This window comes from Streptomyces sp., assembly GCF_031181555.1.
Lineage (GTDB): Bacteria > Actinomycetota > Actinomycetes > Streptomycetales > Streptomycetaceae > Streptomyces > Streptomyces fimbriatus.
Genome location: NZ_JAPSKQ010000155.1, coordinates 1 through 15,024, shown reverse-complemented (window position 1 = coordinate 15,024; position 15,024 = coordinate 1). Strand labels below are relative to the sequence as shown.

The following is a 15,024-nucleotide window of genomic DNA, read 5'->3' as shown; positions in this document are numbered from 1 at the left end:
TGGGTGGTCCGCTCCGACGCCGTGCACACGGCCTCCCCGGACGAACGCGACCCGTACTTCGCGGGCGCCCGCCACAAGCCGTACCGCTACCCCGAGCACTACGCGCCGCTGACCGAGAAAGGCCCCGCAGGTGAGCACCACGAGTGACGTCACGGCGGTGCGTCCCGGCCCCCCGCCGAGCGAGCCGCCGTCCGCCGCCGATCCCGACCTGGCCCGGCACCTGACGCGCCTCGGCGACGACGCCCTCGTCCTCGGCCAGCGGCTGTGCCAGTGGATCACCCGCGCGCCGACCATCGACGAGGACCTGGCCCTGTCCAACATCGCCCTCGACCTCATCGGCCACGCCCGCACACTCCTCTCCCGCGCCGGCCGCCTCGACGGAACCGGCCGCAGCGAGGACGACCTCGTCTACACCCGCTCGGAGCGCGAGTTCACCAACGCCCTGCTGACCGAACTCCCCAACGGGGACTTCGCCGTGACCGTGGCCCGGCAACTCGCCTACACCCACTACGCCGTCCTCCACTACGAGGCCCTGGCGCACAGCGCCGACCCCGAACTCGCCGCGTTCGGCGTCCGGGCCGCCAAGGAGGTCGCCTTCCACCGGCTGCATGCCGACCGCTGGACGGTGACGCTGGGACGCGGCACCCCGGAGAGCACCCGCCGCATGCAACAGGCCCTGGAGCGGGTGTGGCCCTACACCGGCGAACTCTTCGAGGAGGACGACGTCGCGCGCCGCCTGGCCGCGTCCGGCACCGTGCCCTCATCGGCAGCACTGCGCGACACCTGGCTCGACCGGGTCACCGAGGTCGTCACCGAGGCGGGACTCGCCGTGCCCGCTCCCACCTGGTCGGCCACCGGCGGCCGCTCGGGCCTGCACACCGAGGAGTTCGGCCCGCTGATCGCGGAACTGCAGTCCGTGCGGCGCCAGTTCCCCGGAGGCACCTGGTGAGCGGGCCCGCACCGGTCACGGCCCGCCTCTCCGCCGAGGAGGTGCGCGAGCGGGTGGCCGCGCTGCCGGACCCCGAACTGCCGGTGATCGGCCTCGGCGACCTCGGCGTGGTGCACTCCGTCGCCCCCGGCGCCGACGACGTGCTGGAAGTGGAGATCACTCCCACCTACCTGGGCTGCCCCGCGCTGCCCGAGATCACCGCGGCGGTGCGGGAGGTCCTGACCGCCTGCGGTCACCCCGACGGCCGCGTCCGGCACGTCCTCACCCCCGCCTGGACGACGGACCGCATCACCCCCGAAGGGCGCCGCGCACTCGCCGCGCACGGCATCGCCCCACCCGCCTCCCCGGCGCCCGACGGCCCGGTCCCCGTCGCACTGCGCGCGGTGCCCTGCCCGCACTGCGGCTCGACGGCCACCCGGCCGCACAGCGCCTTCGGGCCGTCCCGCTGCCAGTCGGTGCTGTGGTGCACGGCGTGCCGCGAGCCCTTCCCCCACCTGACCGCGCTGTGAGGCCCACCGTGAACACCACCCCGCCCGCCCTGCGCGACCAGGCGCCGGCCGGTCCGCGCCGCCGCACCGGCCGGCACACACTCGACGTCACGGAGGTCCGGCACCTGACCGCCGACACGGTCGCCGTCACCCTTCACGTGCCCACAGAACTGCGCGACGTCTTCGCCCACCACCCGGGCCAGCACGTCGTCGTACGTCACCGCCGGGCCGACACCGAACTGCGCCGCAGCTACTCGATCTGCCCGCCACCGCACACACCCGAGGCGCTCCGCCTGGTGATCAAGAGGTCCGGCCCCGGCGGCTTCGGCGACCACGCCACCACCCGCCTCGCACCGGGCGCGCGGCTCGAACTCTCGCCGCCCACCGGCACCTTCGCCCTGCCGGAGCTGCCGGGCGCCCACCACGTCCTCCTCGCGGGCGGCACCGGCATCACCCCCCTGGCCCCGATGGCCGTCCACGCCCTGCGCCGGGACCCGGCCTGCCACGTCAGCCTCGTGCACTCGGTCCGCACCTCCGCCGACGCCGTGCTGGCCGACGAACTGGCCGAGGTCAAGGACGAGTTCGTCGACCGCTTCACCGTCCTGTACGTGCTGACCCGGGAGGACCGGGGCAGCGGGAGCGGCCCGCTCGCCCGGCGGCTGGACGCGTCCGGGGTGCGCCGGCTGCTGGCGGCCGTGGACGCCCGCCCGGGCCCGGACACCACGTTCGCCCTGTGCGGACCGCCCGGTCTCGTCGCCACCGCACGGCGCGTCCTGGCCGACTCGGGAGCCGACCCGTCGCTCGTCCGCTGGGAGCTGTTCACGGCTGACGGCACGGAACCGACGCCGCCGGAGCCGACCGGGCGGGCACCGGGGGCGGGGGAGTACCGGATCACCGCCCTGCTCGACGGGCGCCGCCGGGCCGCCACCGTGCTGCCGGACGACCCGGCCCTGCTCGACGCACTGCTGCGCAGCCACCCCGACGTGCCGTACGCCTGCCGTGAGGGCGTCTGCGGCAGTTGCCGCGCGAAGGTCCTGTCCGGGCAGGTGACGGCGGACCGTGAGCACGCCCTGGACGAACGGGACCGCGCCGCCGGCTACACGCTCGTCTGCCGCGCCAGGCCCCGCACCCCCGAGCTCGTCCTCGACTTCGACGCCTGACCCTGCCCGCCACGCCCCCCTTCAGCGAAGGAGACCCACGATGACCGCCACCGACCGCCACGCAGGAAAGACCGCTCTGGTCACCGGAGGCAGCCGCGGCATCGGCCGAGCCATCAGCCACCGCCTCGCCCGCGAGGGCGCCCTCGTGGCGGTCCACTACGGCCACGACCTGACGGCCGCCGAGCGGACCGTCAAGGAGATCCAGGCCGACGGCGGCCGCGCCTTCCCCGTACACGCCGAACTCGGCGTCCCCGGCGACGCCGACACCCTGTGGGCCGCCTTCGACCAGGCCCTGGCGGAACAGGACGCCCCGGCAGGCCTGGACATCCTCGTCAACAACGCGGGCATCACCGTCCCCCGCCCCATCGCCCAGGTGACCGAAGCCGACTACGACCGCGTCTTCGCCATCAACACCAAGGCGCCGTTCTTCATCATCCAGCGCGGACTGGACCGCCTCCGGGACGGCGGCAGGATCATCAACATCTCGTCCGTCGCGACCCGTATCGCCTTCCCGCCGATCGTCTCCTACACCATGACCAAGGCCGCCCTCGACTACCTCACCCTCTCCCTGGCCCAGGAGCTCGGCCCCCGGCGCATCACCGTCAACGCCGTCGCGCCCGGCTACACCGAGACGGAGATCAACCCCACCCTCGCCGTCCCGGAGATCCGCCGCCGCTACTCCGAGGCCTCCACGTTCGGCCGGCTCGGCGACCCGGTGGACATCGCGGACGTCGTCTCCTTCGTGGCGAGCGACGACGCCCGCTGGGTGACCGGCCAGTGGATCGACGCCTCCGGCGGCGCCCACCTCGGTGTGTGACCCGTCCGCACCTCTAGGAGAAGTGATGAACGACCGCACGACCACCCTCGACGGGCCGGCCACGGACGACACCCTGACCCGCCCCTTCGAGGGCGCCAGCCCCTACGACACGTACGTGCACGCGTCCGTCCTCAACACACTGCAGCACCCGCTCACCGAGGCCCCGGACGAGATGGGCTTCCTCGTCACCACCCAGGTGATGGAACTGTGGTTCACCCTCATCGTGCACGAGTGGCGCACGGCCAAGGTCGCCTTCGCCAAGGACGACCTGCCCGCCGCCATGGACGCGCTGGTGCGCAGCCGCCGCGCGCTGACCGCCCTGGGCGGCGCCTGGGCTCCCATCGCCGCCCTGACCCCCGCCCAGTTCAACGGCTTCCGGGCCGCGTTCGGCCGGGCGTCGGGCTTCCAGTCGGCGATGTACCGGCACATGGAGTTCCTCCTCGGTGACAAGTCCACCGGACTGCTGCGCGCCCACCGCGGCGACCCTGCCGTCCACGAGGCGCTCGCCGAGACCTACCGCGAACCGTCCCTGTACGACGAGGTGCTGGCCTACCTCCACCGCCAGGGCCTGCCCGTCCCGCGCCACGTCCGCGAACGGGACGTGACCAGCCCCTACGACAGCGACCCCGGCGTGGCGGAGGCCTGGCGGCACGTCTACGCCGGGCCGCAGCACCACCCCCACCTCGCACTCGGCGAACTGCTCACCGACATCGCCGAACTCGTCACCCGCTGGCGCTTCGACCACGTCCTGGTGGTCCGCCGGGCCATGGGAGCCAAGCCGGGCAGCGCCGGGTCCGCCGGGCTGGCCTGGCTGGAACAGCGCGCGGCCCGGCCGGTCTTCCCCGAACTGTGGGAGGTGCGCGGTGACGTCTAGGACGATCTCCGCCTTCGCGGCCGAGGAGGAGCAGCGGGTCCTGAGCCTGAAGCCGGTCCTGGCACCGGTGCACGGCCGCTACGGGGACCACCCCCACCAGTCCTACGACGCCTGGCCGTCCGAGGACCCCGACGCCCCGCTGGTGATCCTGCTGCACGGCGGCTACTGGCGCTACGACCGGATGCACCTGACCCCCTTCGCGGCCTGGCTCTCCGCGCAGGGCTTCAGCGTGCTGCTCCCGGGCTTCCGCCGGTCCGGCGGTGCGGGCGGCTATCCCGAGACCTTCGACGACATCGCCCGCATCGTGGACACGCTGCCCGAGGGGCGGCCCTACGTCCTGGCGGGCCACTGCTCCGGCGGGCACCTGGCCCTGTGGTGCGCCGCCCGCGGCCTGCTGCCGCCCGGCTCCCGCTGGCACACCCGCACCCTGCCGACGAGCGTGCTCGCCCTCGCGCCGATCACCGACCTCACCGCCACCCGCCGCGACCGCCTCAGCAACGACGCGGCCCTCCAACTCCTCGGCGGGCAGGAGCACTTCGCCGAACGGCTGGCCGAGGTCGACCCCCTCACGCTGCTGCGTGACGCCGGCACCACCGGTGTCCCCACCGTGCTGCTGCACGGCGCCGCCGACGAGGAGGTCCCGCTCACCCAGTTCAGCGACTACGCGGCCGTGCACCGGGACCTCAGGACGGTCGTCCTGCCCGGCACCGGCCACTACACCCTCATCGAACCCGGAGCACCCGGCGCCCACGCGGTCGCCGACACCCTCCGGGACATGGCGGCCGCCTTCACCCCGGCGGACGCCGGCCGCGCGGGCGAGGAGGCCGCACACCGATGACCACCGCACTCTCCGCAGCCGACGCCCTGCGCGAGCAGGCAGCACGGCTCGACGCCGACGACCCCCTGGCCCCCGTCCGCGAACGCTTCCTGCTCCCGCCGGACGTCGTCTACCTCGACGGCAACTCCCTGGGCCCGCTGCCCGCCGCCGTGCCGGCGGCCCTGGACGACGTCGTACGACGCCAGTGGGGCACCGGACTCATCGGCTCCTGGAACGCGGCCGGCTGGTGGCAGGCGCCGCTGCGCGTCGGCGACGCCATCGGCACACTCGTCGGGGCCGCGCCGGGGCAGACGGTCGCGGGCGACTCCACCAGCGTGCAGTTGTTCACCGCGCTCGACGCCGCCGCCGCGCTCCGCCCGGACCGCCCGCTGCTGGTGACCGACCCCGGGCACTTCCCCACCGACCGCTACCTCGCCGACGCGGTAGCCCGCCGCCGCGGCCTTCAGGTACGGCACGTGCCGCCGTTGGACCTCCCGCACTTCCTCGCCACCGAGGGCCCTCGGGTCGCCGTCGTCAGCTACTCGCCCGTCGACTTCCGCACCGGGGAGCTGTACGACATGCGGGCGCTGACCCGGGCCGCCCACGACGCCGGCGCCCTCGCGCTGTGGGATCTGTGCCACGCCGCCGGCGCCCTGCCCCTGGAGGTCGACGCCCTCGGCGTGGACCTGGCGGTCGGCTGCGGCTACAAGTTCCTCTCCGGCGGCCCGGGCGCCCCCGCCTTCCTCTACGTGGCACAGCGCCACCACGCCGCGCTGGAGACGCCACTGCCCGGCTGGACCGGCCACGCCGACCCGTTCGCCCTGGCGCGGGACTACACGCCCGCGCCCGGCATCGCCCGCGCCCGCATCGGCACCCCGCCGGTCCTGTCCCTGCTCGCCCTCGAAGCGGCCCTCACCGCCTTCGACGGCGTCGACCTGCACCAGGTGCGCGCCAAGAGCCTGTCCCTGACGGGCTTCCTCCTGCGCTGCGCGGACGCACTCCTGGCACCCCTGGGCTTCACCTCCGTCACCCCGTCCGACCCCGGCCGCCGCGGCAGTCAGGTCACCCTGCGCCACCCCCACGCCCACGGACTGGCCGTCGCCCTGGCCGGGCGCGGTGTCGTGGCCGACATGCGCGCGCCCGACCTGCTCCGCTTCGGCGTCAACGCCCTCTTCACCAGCCACGGGGACCTGCTCACCGCCGTTTCGCGGCTGCACGACCTCACCGTGGAGGCCGCCTACGATCCCGCACCGCTCACAGGGGGTCCGGTGACCTGATCGGCACGCAGCCGGGCGAGTCCTCCCTCAGCCGCCGCCCTCGAGGGTCGGTCGCCGAGCCAGGCCAGCATGGCCACCAGCGCGAACAGGTCGGCCCAGTCGAGGTCACCGCGCGCCACGCCTGCGGCCTGCGAAGGGCTCGCGCGCAGCTGTCGATACCGGAGGGGCCCGGCCGAGAGCCGGCCGTTGGCGGTTGCGGAGGAGCCCCGCAGGATCATGATCACCGAGCCCGCTTGCACGGCCGGCTGTTGCGGCGCCCTGTATGTGACCATCCGTCGTGAAGGCGATCAGGTGATGTGGGAGTCCTGGGGACACCCCAGCGACCTCACAGCCGTGCCGCCGGACTTCCGGTTCGACAGTGCCCAGTACGAGGCTGAGCTCGCGAGGGCATCTGCGGACCGTAGCTGGGAAGAACCGGTGGACACCATGGCTCGGCTTCTCGAGCAGGCGCTTGCGGACAGCGGCTGGTTCGAGCGCTGGGTCTGCGTTCTGACGAGTGTCTCGCCGCGACGCGAGGAGCCCGGTCTCCCTGAGGAGATCACCGGCCCTCCCGGCGTGGATGTCCACGTCCATCAGGTCCGGGAGCACGGCGAGTGTACAGAGTCGTACCGGTACGAGTCGTTCGTCACTCCCGAGCAGTCAGTGGAGGAGCAGGTCCGGCGGCTGACCGTCCGTATGTTGGCCGACGATCCGCGGAAGTCCGCTGAGATGTACCGCTGAGGAACGGAACGCAAAGCCGTACTCGGTTCGTTCCGGGCGGCGCTGGCGCGCACGCGTGTGCGTCGTTCGGCGGCAGGCGTTACCCGGCCGAGTCGTTCGAGGGCGGCCGGACCGGGCACATGGGGTCCATGACCGTTGACACAAGCCGTATCCGGCTGGTGCAGACCGTGCTCGACAGCACCGACGCCCGCACACTCGCCGAGTTCTATCGGTCCCTGCTGGGCCTCGAATACGCGGAAGGAGACGAGCCGCCTCCGCCCGGCGCGCCGGACGAGCACGGCAGGGACTGGCTCGTCCTGCGCGATCCCGGCGGCGGACGGCAGCTTGCCTTCCAGCAGGTGGAGCGCCTGCGGGAGCCGGACTGGCCCGACGGCCCGGTGCCTCAGCAGATGCACCTCGACTTGAGCGTCGCCTCGCTGGAGGAGTTGCTGAACCAGCACGAGCGCGTGCTCGCCCTCGGCGGCCGTCTCCTCAGCAACAGGGACCGGCCGGATCCCGACGACGAGGAGCGCTTCCGTGTCTACCGGGACCCCCAAGGCCACCCGTTCTGCATCTTCGTCGTCGAGCGAGAGGCGTAGCCCGGCAGGATCAGGATGTCAAGACGCCGACGGGCGGGTCCTCGCGGAGGTCGGCAGGAGGGACCGCCGCCGGGGCTCTCCCGCCGACCTGGTGGGGGCCGTCGAGTTCACGGACGACCCGGGGGACCCGCTGTGGTCCGGCGAGACACTGACCATCGAGGTCAACGCCCGGGTCAGAGGGGGCATGATCCCCCTGCTGAACCTCATGGGCGGTGGCCCGGACCTCGCGCTCGCCGCCGGCGTCGCGTGCGGCAGGCCGCCGAGGCTGCGAACGACCCACCGGACTCCGACGGGTCGCCGCCATCCGCTTCTACTACCCGCCCATGGACGACTCCCTCATCGCGGATGTCCGCTTCGAGAGGTCGAGGCTGGCGGAGCAGGTGGTGCGCTATGGCCCGCTGGCAGCGGCGGGACAGGTCAAGTCGCCTCCGCCGGCGGACTGATGGACGGCCGGGCCGCCTACGCGATCGCCCTGGCCGCAGACGCGGACACCTGCCGTGCCGCGCTGGACAAGGCGACGCGCTGCGGATGGCGGTGGGCTGAGGCGGGCCGGCCCGGGGCCGGCTTGTGCGGGACTAAAAACTCCTAACAAAGTGAGATGAAGGATGCCGTCAGGGCGGGCGAGGATCGCTCAGTACTTGCCGATGAAAGGGCAGCCATGGGCGACAGTCCCCCGAGGGAACTCATCTCCCTCGCTGATGACGAAGGCAACAGCGTCTCGGTCAACGTCCTGGGAGGTAGTCCCAGGTGGACCGCCGGGCTCGACGCGGAGATCGTCGTCAAGACGCCCTTCGTGTCCGGACGTATCGACTTGGCGTTGTATGTCACGAGGCTGGAGAGCTGGGCTGGCGCGCTGGACCGGCTCGACGCCGGCGAAGACGTGGCTTGGATGGAAATGAGTAGCGGGCCGTCCATTTTCATCCAACTCATCGGCGAGCGTGACTGCCCGGAGGTGGTCGTGGAGGACGAGAACGGGTCCATGGTCACCGTGCGAGTCCCTCTCGTCCCGCCGGACGATTGGATTGCCGACCACCGCCAGCGTCTGCGCCAGGTGATGGATCACTGGGTTCCGATGCTGTCAGGGTAGGGCGACAAGCCGCCGCCAGCAGATGAGCGCGCAACCGAGGGTCAGGAAGGCTTCATGGATGTCGTCGCGTATCTCCCAGCGGATCCGCAGGCGGCGGAACCAGTGCAGGTGGGCAAACGCGCGCTCACGACCCAGCGTTGAGTACCGAGTCCGGAACCGTGGTCAGTGCCGCGCCAGGCGATCAGCGGCTTCACGCCAAAGGTCCAGACGAGGCGGCGGTACTTGTCGTGGTCATAGCCGCGGTCGCCGAGCAGTGCGTCGGGGCGGCGCCGGGGCCGGCCGCGCTTGCCCCGCACCGTTGGCTTGTGGCTTCTCGGTCTCCAGGTGCGTGCCGCCGTCGCGCTCGGCGACGAGGAGACGGTGCGCGCCGCCAACCAGCAGGCCGCCGACCGACGGGAGCACGTCGTCCACGACCACGACGACCTGGATGCCCTCGGCGGGTTGTTCACCTACGCACCGGAGAAGCAGCTCTATTACACAGTGGAAGCCGAAACCCTTCTTGGTCACGGCGGTGCACAGCTTGCCGAGCAGGCGGAGCAGGCCGTGCAGGGGTTCAGCGACCCCAGCGCCCCGAACTGGGCGTTCGGAGATCTCGCAGGGGCCCGGTGCGACCTGGCGCTCATCCGGCTCTTCGGCGGGGACCTGGACGGTGCTGCCGCAGCCGTCCGGCCGGTGCTCGACCTGCCTGACACCGCAACAACGGCATCGTCATGTCGGCGATACGCGTCCGGCACGCGTTGATGAGCAGCCCCGCGCGGGAGGCCGTCATCGCGCGGGATCTGTGCGCGGAGATCGAGGCGTTCCCGGCCAGCCGGCCCGCTCTGTCCCACGGGTAAAGTCCGGGGCATGTACCCCGTAGAACGCTCCAGTGCGCGTTTTGAACTGCGGGAACTCGTTTCGGACGACGTGGACGCATTGCTCGCCATCTACGGCAGCGCCAAAGCGACGGAGCACCTGAGCTTCGTTCCACGCACCCGCGATCAAGTCGAGCAGATTGTGGCGCGGTCCATCGCCGCAGCCACCGCAACGCCCCGGACTGAGTACGCCCTCGCGGTCATCGAGCGGGAGACGGCTGAACTGATCGGGTTCGGTCGTCTGGCCATCGACCCCCACCAGCAACGCGGAGCCACGATGGGCTTCGCGCTGCGCCCCGCTTCCTGGGGTGTGGGATACGGCCTGGAGACGGTGAAGTTGCTACTCGATGCCGCGTTCGACGGCTTGAACCTTCACCGTGTCTGGGGCGCGCGGTCACCCCTTAACACGGCCTCTGCCCGGACCATGGAGGCCGCGGGCATGGTCGAAGAGGGAACGATCCGTGAGCACGTGCTGAAGGCCGGGAAGTGGCGTGACTCCGTGGTGCACGCCATCCTCGATCGGGAGTGGGACGCCGCCCGCTGAGCGGCTGCGCAGCGGGCGGTCTCCGCGTCAGGCGGTGCCGCCGAAGCCGCCGAGCGGCACCTTGGACAGCGGGTCGTCCTGCGGGCCGAGGTGGGGCCGGCCGCAGACTATGCTCCCGTATCTTCTGCCCGCCGATGTAGAGGATGCCGGCCCGGCCGGCGAGGAGCTGCACGCATTCGTTGACCGCGCCGCCCTTCATGCGGCTCACCGCGCCGAGTGGCGCGTCTCCGGTTCGCGAGTCGGCCCGTGACCGCCAGGGCCCGGAACATCGGCTGTGTTCTCGGCGAGGTCCAGGGAGTCAAGCTCTTCCTTGTCCTTTGCTGGTGTTCTTCCCCCCGGCACCGGCAGTTCAGCAAGAACCATCACCGGGTCGTGAGCCACGCTACGAGCCCGCTTCCCGTGGCCGTGGCGAGAGCTGCCACCAGCCATCTGGGGACGCGTTCAACGGTCAAGTGCAAACCGCCAAAACGTAGTTCGAGTGCTGGGCGGCTCATGTCCTCTGGGTTCATGCCACAAGCGAAGCACTGATCAGAGGAGGTGTGTCGTGCGCCGCATGTGTACAAAAGAGTTGCGCCCATTCGACAGACTGGCCAAATTCATGTCGTGAATCCATTAAGGCGCCGGTGGCCCTGCTGTGTAACGGCGGCATCGGCACGTACGCCAACGCGTCCTCGTGTCGCACGCCGACGTCGGCGACAAGGCCAACAGTGGCGACTTGCCGGCTGCCGGGCGCGCTGGGCGTATCAGGGGGTGACCGTTCCGGCCCGACGTACCGGTGTGCTGTAGCCGACCGCGTGAGGCCTTACCGGTTGGGCCCATGACAATCGCGAGCGCGGGCGCAGAGAGCCGGCCTTGGGTCCCGGCATGCTGGAAGGGCGGTTGGACCCGGATTCATTCTGTGGTCGAGGTCGTGACCGACGGCATGTCCTTCCCGCCCTGCCGCCGTGCCTTGCGAGATGGCCGTTCGTGCAGGTGCCCGCCTCACAGATCCTGGAGACGTAACCGTGCGACGGGGCGCGCCTGCAATTCTTGATCGTGGCGCCCACCATGGTTTGTGCGCCGCCGGGTGCCTTGGCCGCGGGCAATCTGGGGGTACTCACCGGGCGTTGCCTGCATCTTGGGTTTGTTGAGGTCATGAGCGTCACTTGGATCTATGACTTCAGCCTGTGGCGGCAATCTGGGGCTGACCCAGGTCAGTCGGATTGAGGTCCCGTTGCGCCGCGGGTGGTTCTGACCTGGGCAGACGGCCTTGCCGGGGCCTGCTGCCGACGGCATCGACGACGACCTCCGGCGTAAACACCTGTGACCACGAAGTGAATCACGAAGGACTCCACGTCCGGATCCATAGCCTTGAAGTGCCGTAAAGCTCTTCGGTGGAGCGAAGGGAAGACCCGCGCGAGGCTCTTGCTTGGCGGCTGACCTTGCCGAGTCCCCCTTAGCCCGTCGTTGGGCTACCAGTTCCATGGGAGGAGAGGAACCCATGACGTCTACCAACCGTACCCCCGAGCCTTCTGGCGGGTTACGTATCATCAGTTGGCTGACGGCCCTGATTGGCCTGCTCGCCGTCATCAGCGCAGTCATCTTGGCTCTGGTCGGTAATGGCGAAGCTGCAGCAGCCATCGGGGTCACCGGCGCCGCCATGCTCGGCGGCAGTCAGGTCACCGTGCACATCCACCAGTGAGCTTCTTCAGCGTTGCAACTCCAGGGTGGGAACGGCCTTGGCGGTTGACGTCATGCGGTTTGGACTGCATCGGGATCTGCGGAAGATCCGCCAGGACTTCAGGCGGGCGACGCCGCGTTCGACGGATGTCCGTGTCGCGGCCAGGGCACGGTTGCGGGTCTTCTCGGTGAGGCTGAGTTCCTGCAGGGGCCTGCGTTTGATGCCCGTGGTCAGCCAAGGGCCGCCGCCCTGGTAGGCGAGATCGGCGACGATGGGAACACGCTGCCGCTCGCAGATGCGGATGATCCGGTGGGTGCGGGCGGCGGTCAGGTCGTGGGTGCGGCCCGGCAGGGCGGGCGAGATCCACAGCAGCCGGCCGTCCGGATCGGTGACCACCTGCATGTTCACGCCGTGGCGTCGGTGTTTGATGCCCCTATGTTCGTCAAGCTGCGGTCAGCAGGTTCGCTGAAGCATCGGGCTGCTGGCGGCGCATGATCATGTCGGCGCGGATCAGGCAGTACACCTCGCGGGCTGCGTAGCGTTTCAGGCAGCGCATGACCTCGCGTTTTCCCTTTCCCTCGGCGGTGCGTCGCTCCAGGTAGAGGCGGGTGCGTTCGTCTTGTCGCATGCGGGTGACCACGATGCGGTGCAGCGCGGCGTTGGCCTGCCTGTCCCCGCCGCGGTTGAGCCGACGGCGCCGGCTCTTCCCGGAAGACTTCTCGACACAGTGGGAGTAGTCGGCCCGGCCGTCGCCGACCCGGTCGCACTCGGCGAGAGTCCCGTCGAGGAGGACGAAGTCATGATCATGCTCGCGTAGCGTCTTCAGCAGGCCCGGTGCACGGTCGGCGAGCAGGTCGACGACCGCGCTGGTGTAGGCGTGGGCGGTGGACTCGCTGATCCCGAACCCGGCAGCGATCTTCGCGAGGGTGGTGTGTTCGCGCAGGTGCACCAACGCGACCAGGGCCCGCTGAGAGGGGCGGAGCTTGCAGCGCTGGTCGCCCTCACGGGGGCGATGAGCATGGTGACCCACTCGACGAGCGCATGCGGCAGGTCGAGTGCGGCAGGATGGATGACCAACGAGGCCCCCGAGCAACGTGATTGAGACGTCAGACATCTCGATCAACAGCCCGGGGGCCTCGCTCGCTGCGGCTCGCAGACTGTCACCCGATCGGTGGCCACCTCGAAGAAGCTCACTGAGCCTTTTCCAACCTGGTGTCTATGCTGGTCAGCAACCTGCTGGCAGCCGAGTGCTTCCGTCTGTGCCGGGCTCCTGAGGAGCAGATTCTCGGCTGGCCGTAGCGTCATGGACGCCCCGTCCGGCGCGTTCGGTAGCATCAACGGTCAGGTTGGAAAGAGTCCTCGGATTCGGCTCATCGGCCTCCCCCCATGCAGCGAAAGCCTTCGCGGCGTTGTGAATCGGGGATCGGCGTAAACCATGCAGGGAGAACGTCGTTCGACATTCTTCCTGCATGACTGATCGGGACGGTTGCATCAGCGTTTGCGGTTCTTCCTCATCACCACGATCAGGACCGCTGCGATGAACACGATGCCCAAGATGGCGCTGATCACCGCGCTGCCACTACTCGCGCCACCCGCGGCAAAGGTCATGGTGCTGTCTCCTTAGCTCGTGATCAGTTTGTTGGCCCCGTATCCGAGGAGCGCGTGGCCGAGTATCTGCTGGCGGCGCGGCTGGGGCAGCTGTGCGAGCAGGCCGCCGCCCCCACCCAGACGCCCGCGGCCGCACCATGGACGAACCGGCTCACTGGCCTCGTCGGTGGTACGGCCGGAGCGGTAATGGCGTGAGCACCGAACTGAACGGGGTCGACCTCGCGCGCCAGGCCCTGGCTGCGGCCCGCGAGGCGGCGAAGAACGACGCTCCCCAGACGAAGAAGCCGAAGCGGGGCACCGGCACGGTCGTACGCCGCGACGGCCACGAGCCGCTCGGGCTCGGCGCGGTGATCGGCATGATGATGACCGAGCGCGGCATGGTCGCCCCGGTTGTCGGCGGCAGCGTCCTCGCACACTGGAAGGCCATTCTGGCTGCGGCCGCGCCCGAGCTCGCCGGTACGTCCAGGCCATGGGCTTCGAGGCGGACACCGGCCGCCTGGGCGGCTTTCGTGCGGGCCGTGCCCGGGCCGTCGTGAAGTCCCGGCGAAGGCTGAGGGAGTACGGCAGTTCGTGCAGTCCTCGACCAGTGGAGTCGGTGAGCACACCCGGGTCGTCGGCTGGGCCGAGGGCCGCTGGGCGGCGATGGCGGACTACTTCCACACCAAGCAGGCGATCATGGAGGCGGTGCGGGGTGCGGGCTTTGCCCGCTGGACGGTGATCAAGCCCGCCTTCTTCATGGAGAACCTGCCCCTGCCGGCGCCCAAGGGGCCGCGCGGCGGACTGCTGACGGTACTGAAGCCGGAGACCGAACTGGCCCTGGTGGCCGTGCGGGACATCGGCACGGCTGCGGCGCACGCCCTTCGAGACCCTGACCGGTTCCACCAGGTGGAACTGGAACTGGCCGGTGACCTGCGCACGATGGAACAGATCGCGCAGACCTTGTCCGCCGCCTGGGGCGTGCCCGTGACCGCACCCTCCATGAGCCTGGAAGAGGCCCTCGACGCGGGCATGCCGACGTGGGGAACCGGACACGAGTGGAACAACGCGGTCCTCCAGCCCGCCCGGCCCGAGTTTGCCCGGGAGCTGGGCATCCCGGTCACCACCTTCGCCGAGTGGGCGGATGAGCAGCTGACACCCGTGTCCGGCTAGCCTCGCGCTTTCATGAAGCGGACTGTCCGGCAGGCGGTCAGGAAAGCAGAAAGTGCCTCTGACCAGCAAGAATGAGGGTTGTCGAGGTCCCTGTTCCTGCCGCCGTCGGAGGCACTTCCCAGGTGAAGCACTCTATCGGGTCCTATCCCCGTGTCCGCGTCCAGGACGACGGCCGAGCCGTGGTCTCCCAGGCCGGGACGGTCCTGCTCGTTGAAACGGCTCGCAAGACCGGTCTTGGCCAGGTCATATCGGCAGCTCTGGCGCCGTGGCGCAAGCCGCGGGTCGTCCACGATCCCGGTAAGGGGTGCTGTCACATTGGCTGTCCGGGTGGGATGATCTTCGGGTTGGTCATGGTGGAGGGGGACCGCCCGTGGACAGTGCGCCGTCGTGCAGGGGGCGCCGGTATCCGGTCGGGGTGATCTCGCACTGCGTGTGGCTGCAC

Annotated in this window: 15 protein-coding genes and 7 pseudogenes; 18 read left to right on the top strand and 4 right to left on the bottom strand. The window is 70.6% G+C overall.

The window, feature by feature from the left end; all coding sequences use genetic code 11:
* From RIM90_RS25210 to RIM90_RS25155, 11 genes and pseudogenes are all read left to right on the top strand, one after another.
* Nucleotides 1-147, top strand: a pseudogene (locus tag RIM90_RS25210) (1,2-phenylacetyl-CoA epoxidase subunit B); the annotation flags it as partial.
* A gap of 10 nt (nt 148-157) precedes the next feature.
* A complete protein-coding gene (gene paaC / locus RIM90_RS25205; protein WP_309063043.1) occupies nt 158-949 on the top strand; it encodes a 1,2-phenylacetyl-CoA epoxidase subunit PaaC in 792 nt (263 codons plus the stop codon).
* Entirely contained in the window at nt 946-1,458 is a 513-nt protein-coding gene (paaD, locus tag RIM90_RS25200) for a 1,2-phenylacetyl-CoA epoxidase subunit PaaD (RefSeq protein WP_309063042.1), read from the top strand. Before paaC ends, paaD begins: the two co-directional genes overlap by 4 nt.
* Before the next feature lie 8 nt (nt 1,459-1,466).
* Nucleotides 1,467-2,597 carry a 2Fe-2S iron-sulfur cluster-binding protein gene (locus RIM90_RS25195; RefSeq protein ID WP_309063041.1) on the top strand — a complete coding sequence of 377 codons (1,131 nt, stop codon included), beginning with the start codon at nt 1,467-1,469 and terminating at the stop codon, nt 2,595-2,597.
* Between the two features lie 40 nt (nt 2,598-2,637).
* The gene (locus tag RIM90_RS25190; protein WP_309063040.1) at nt 2,638-3,414 is read left to right on the top strand and encodes an SDR family oxidoreductase; all 777 of its coding nucleotides are present in this window, start codon (nt 2,638-2,640) and stop codon (nt 3,412-3,414) included.
* Between the two features lie 25 nt (nt 3,415-3,439).
* Complete coding sequence (locus RIM90_RS25185) at nt 3,440-4,288, top strand: tryptophan 2,3-dioxygenase family protein (protein WP_309063039.1); 849 nt, start codon at nt 3,440-3,442, stop codon at nt 4,286-4,288.
* Nucleotides 4,278-5,126 carry an alpha/beta fold hydrolase gene (locus RIM90_RS25180; RefSeq protein WP_309063038.1) on the top strand — a complete coding sequence of 283 codons (849 nt, stop codon included), beginning with the start codon at nt 4,278-4,280 and terminating at the stop codon, nt 5,124-5,126. Before RIM90_RS25185 ends, RIM90_RS25180 begins: the two co-directional genes overlap by 11 nt.
* Nucleotides 5,123-6,382 carry an aminotransferase class V-fold PLP-dependent enzyme gene (locus RIM90_RS25175; protein WP_309063037.1) on the top strand — a complete coding sequence of 420 codons (1,260 nt, stop codon included), beginning with the start codon at nt 5,123-5,125 and terminating at the stop codon, nt 6,380-6,382. Before RIM90_RS25180 ends, RIM90_RS25175 begins: the two co-directional genes overlap by 4 nt.
* Nucleotides 6,383-6,598: 216 nt before the next feature.
* Nucleotides 6,599-7,102, top strand: coding sequence for a hypothetical protein (locus tag RIM90_RS25165; protein ID WP_309063036.1), 504 nt, complete (start codon nt 6,599-6,601; stop codon nt 7,100-7,102).
* Nucleotides 7,103-7,230: 128 nt separating this feature from the next.
* Nucleotides 7,231-7,680 carry a VOC family protein gene (locus RIM90_RS25160; RefSeq protein ID WP_309063035.1) on the top strand — a complete coding sequence of 150 codons (450 nt, stop codon included), beginning with the start codon at nt 7,231-7,233 and terminating at the stop codon, nt 7,678-7,680.
* Nucleotides 7,681-8,278: 598 nt separating this feature from the next.
* On the top strand, nt 8,279-8,767 hold the full coding sequence (locus RIM90_RS25155) for a DUF5959 family protein (RefSeq protein WP_309063034.1): 489 nt from the start codon (nt 8,279-8,281) through the stop codon (nt 8,765-8,767).
* Here the strand turns inward: RIM90_RS25155 and RIM90_RS25150 are convergent.
* Nucleotides 8,759-9,069: pseudogene (locus RIM90_RS25150) on the bottom strand (IS5/IS1182 family transposase); the annotation flags it as partial. The gene RIM90_RS25155 and the pseudogene RIM90_RS25150 overlap by 9 nt on opposite strands.
* A 22-nt stretch (nt 9,070-9,091) precedes the next feature.
* Here RIM90_RS25150 and RIM90_RS25145 point away from each other — a divergent pair.
* The 3 genes from RIM90_RS25145 to RIM90_RS25135 all read left to right on the top strand — a co-directional run bounded on the left by RIM90_RS25145 (nt 9,092) and on the right by RIM90_RS25135 (nt 11,846).
* Nucleotides 9,092-9,508: a hypothetical protein gene (locus RIM90_RS25145; protein ID WP_309063044.1), complete on the top strand. Its 417-nt coding sequence runs from the start codon at nt 9,092-9,094 to the stop codon at nt 9,506-9,508.
* Between the two features lie 105 nt (nt 9,509-9,613).
* Nucleotides 9,614-10,165, top strand: coding sequence for a GNAT family protein (locus RIM90_RS25140; RefSeq protein WP_309063033.1), 552 nt, complete (start codon nt 9,614-9,616; stop codon nt 10,163-10,165).
* 1,480 nt (nt 10,166-11,645) lie between these two features.
* On the top strand, nt 11,646-11,846 hold the full coding sequence (locus RIM90_RS25135; RefSeq protein WP_309063032.1) for a hypothetical protein: 201 nt from the start codon (nt 11,646-11,648) through the stop codon (nt 11,844-11,846).
* Between the two features lie 6 nt (nt 11,847-11,852).
* Here the strand turns inward: RIM90_RS25135 and RIM90_RS25130 are convergent.
* The 3 pseudogenes from RIM90_RS25130 to RIM90_RS25120 form a co-directional block, all read right to left on the bottom strand.
* Nucleotides 11,853-12,251 (bottom strand): annotated as a pseudogene (locus RIM90_RS25130) (transposase family protein); the annotation flags it as partial.
* Nucleotides 12,252-12,267: 16 nt separating this feature from the next.
* Nucleotides 12,268-12,549 (bottom strand): annotated as a pseudogene (locus tag RIM90_RS25125) (transposase); the annotation flags it as partial.
* A 3-nt stretch (nt 12,550-12,552) separates the two neighbouring features.
* A pseudogene (locus tag RIM90_RS25120) lies at nt 12,553-12,902 on the bottom strand (transposase family protein); the annotation flags it as partial.
* 585 nt (nt 12,903-13,487) lie between these two features.
* Between RIM90_RS25120 and RIM90_RS25115 the strand changes: the two are divergent.
* From RIM90_RS25115 to RIM90_RS25100, 4 genes and pseudogenes are all read left to right on the top strand, one after another.
* Nucleotides 13,488-13,628, top strand: coding sequence for a hypothetical protein (locus RIM90_RS25115; protein WP_309063031.1), 141 nt, complete (start codon nt 13,488-13,490; stop codon nt 13,626-13,628).
* The gene (locus RIM90_RS25110) at nt 13,625-13,969 is read left to right on the top strand and encodes a hypothetical protein (protein WP_309063030.1); all 345 of its coding nucleotides are present in this window, start codon (nt 13,625-13,627) and stop codon (nt 13,967-13,969) included. Before RIM90_RS25115 ends, RIM90_RS25110 begins: the two co-directional genes overlap by 4 nt.
* A gap of 7 nt (nt 13,970-13,976) precedes the next feature.
* Nucleotides 13,977-14,582 (top strand): annotated as a pseudogene (locus RIM90_RS25105) (NmrA family NAD(P)-binding protein); the annotation flags it as partial.
* Nucleotides 14,583-14,704: 122 nt separating this feature from the next.
* Nucleotides 14,705-14,884 (top strand): annotated as a pseudogene (locus RIM90_RS25100) (transposase); the annotation flags it as partial.
* Nucleotides 14,885-15,024 lie beyond the last annotated feature (140 nt).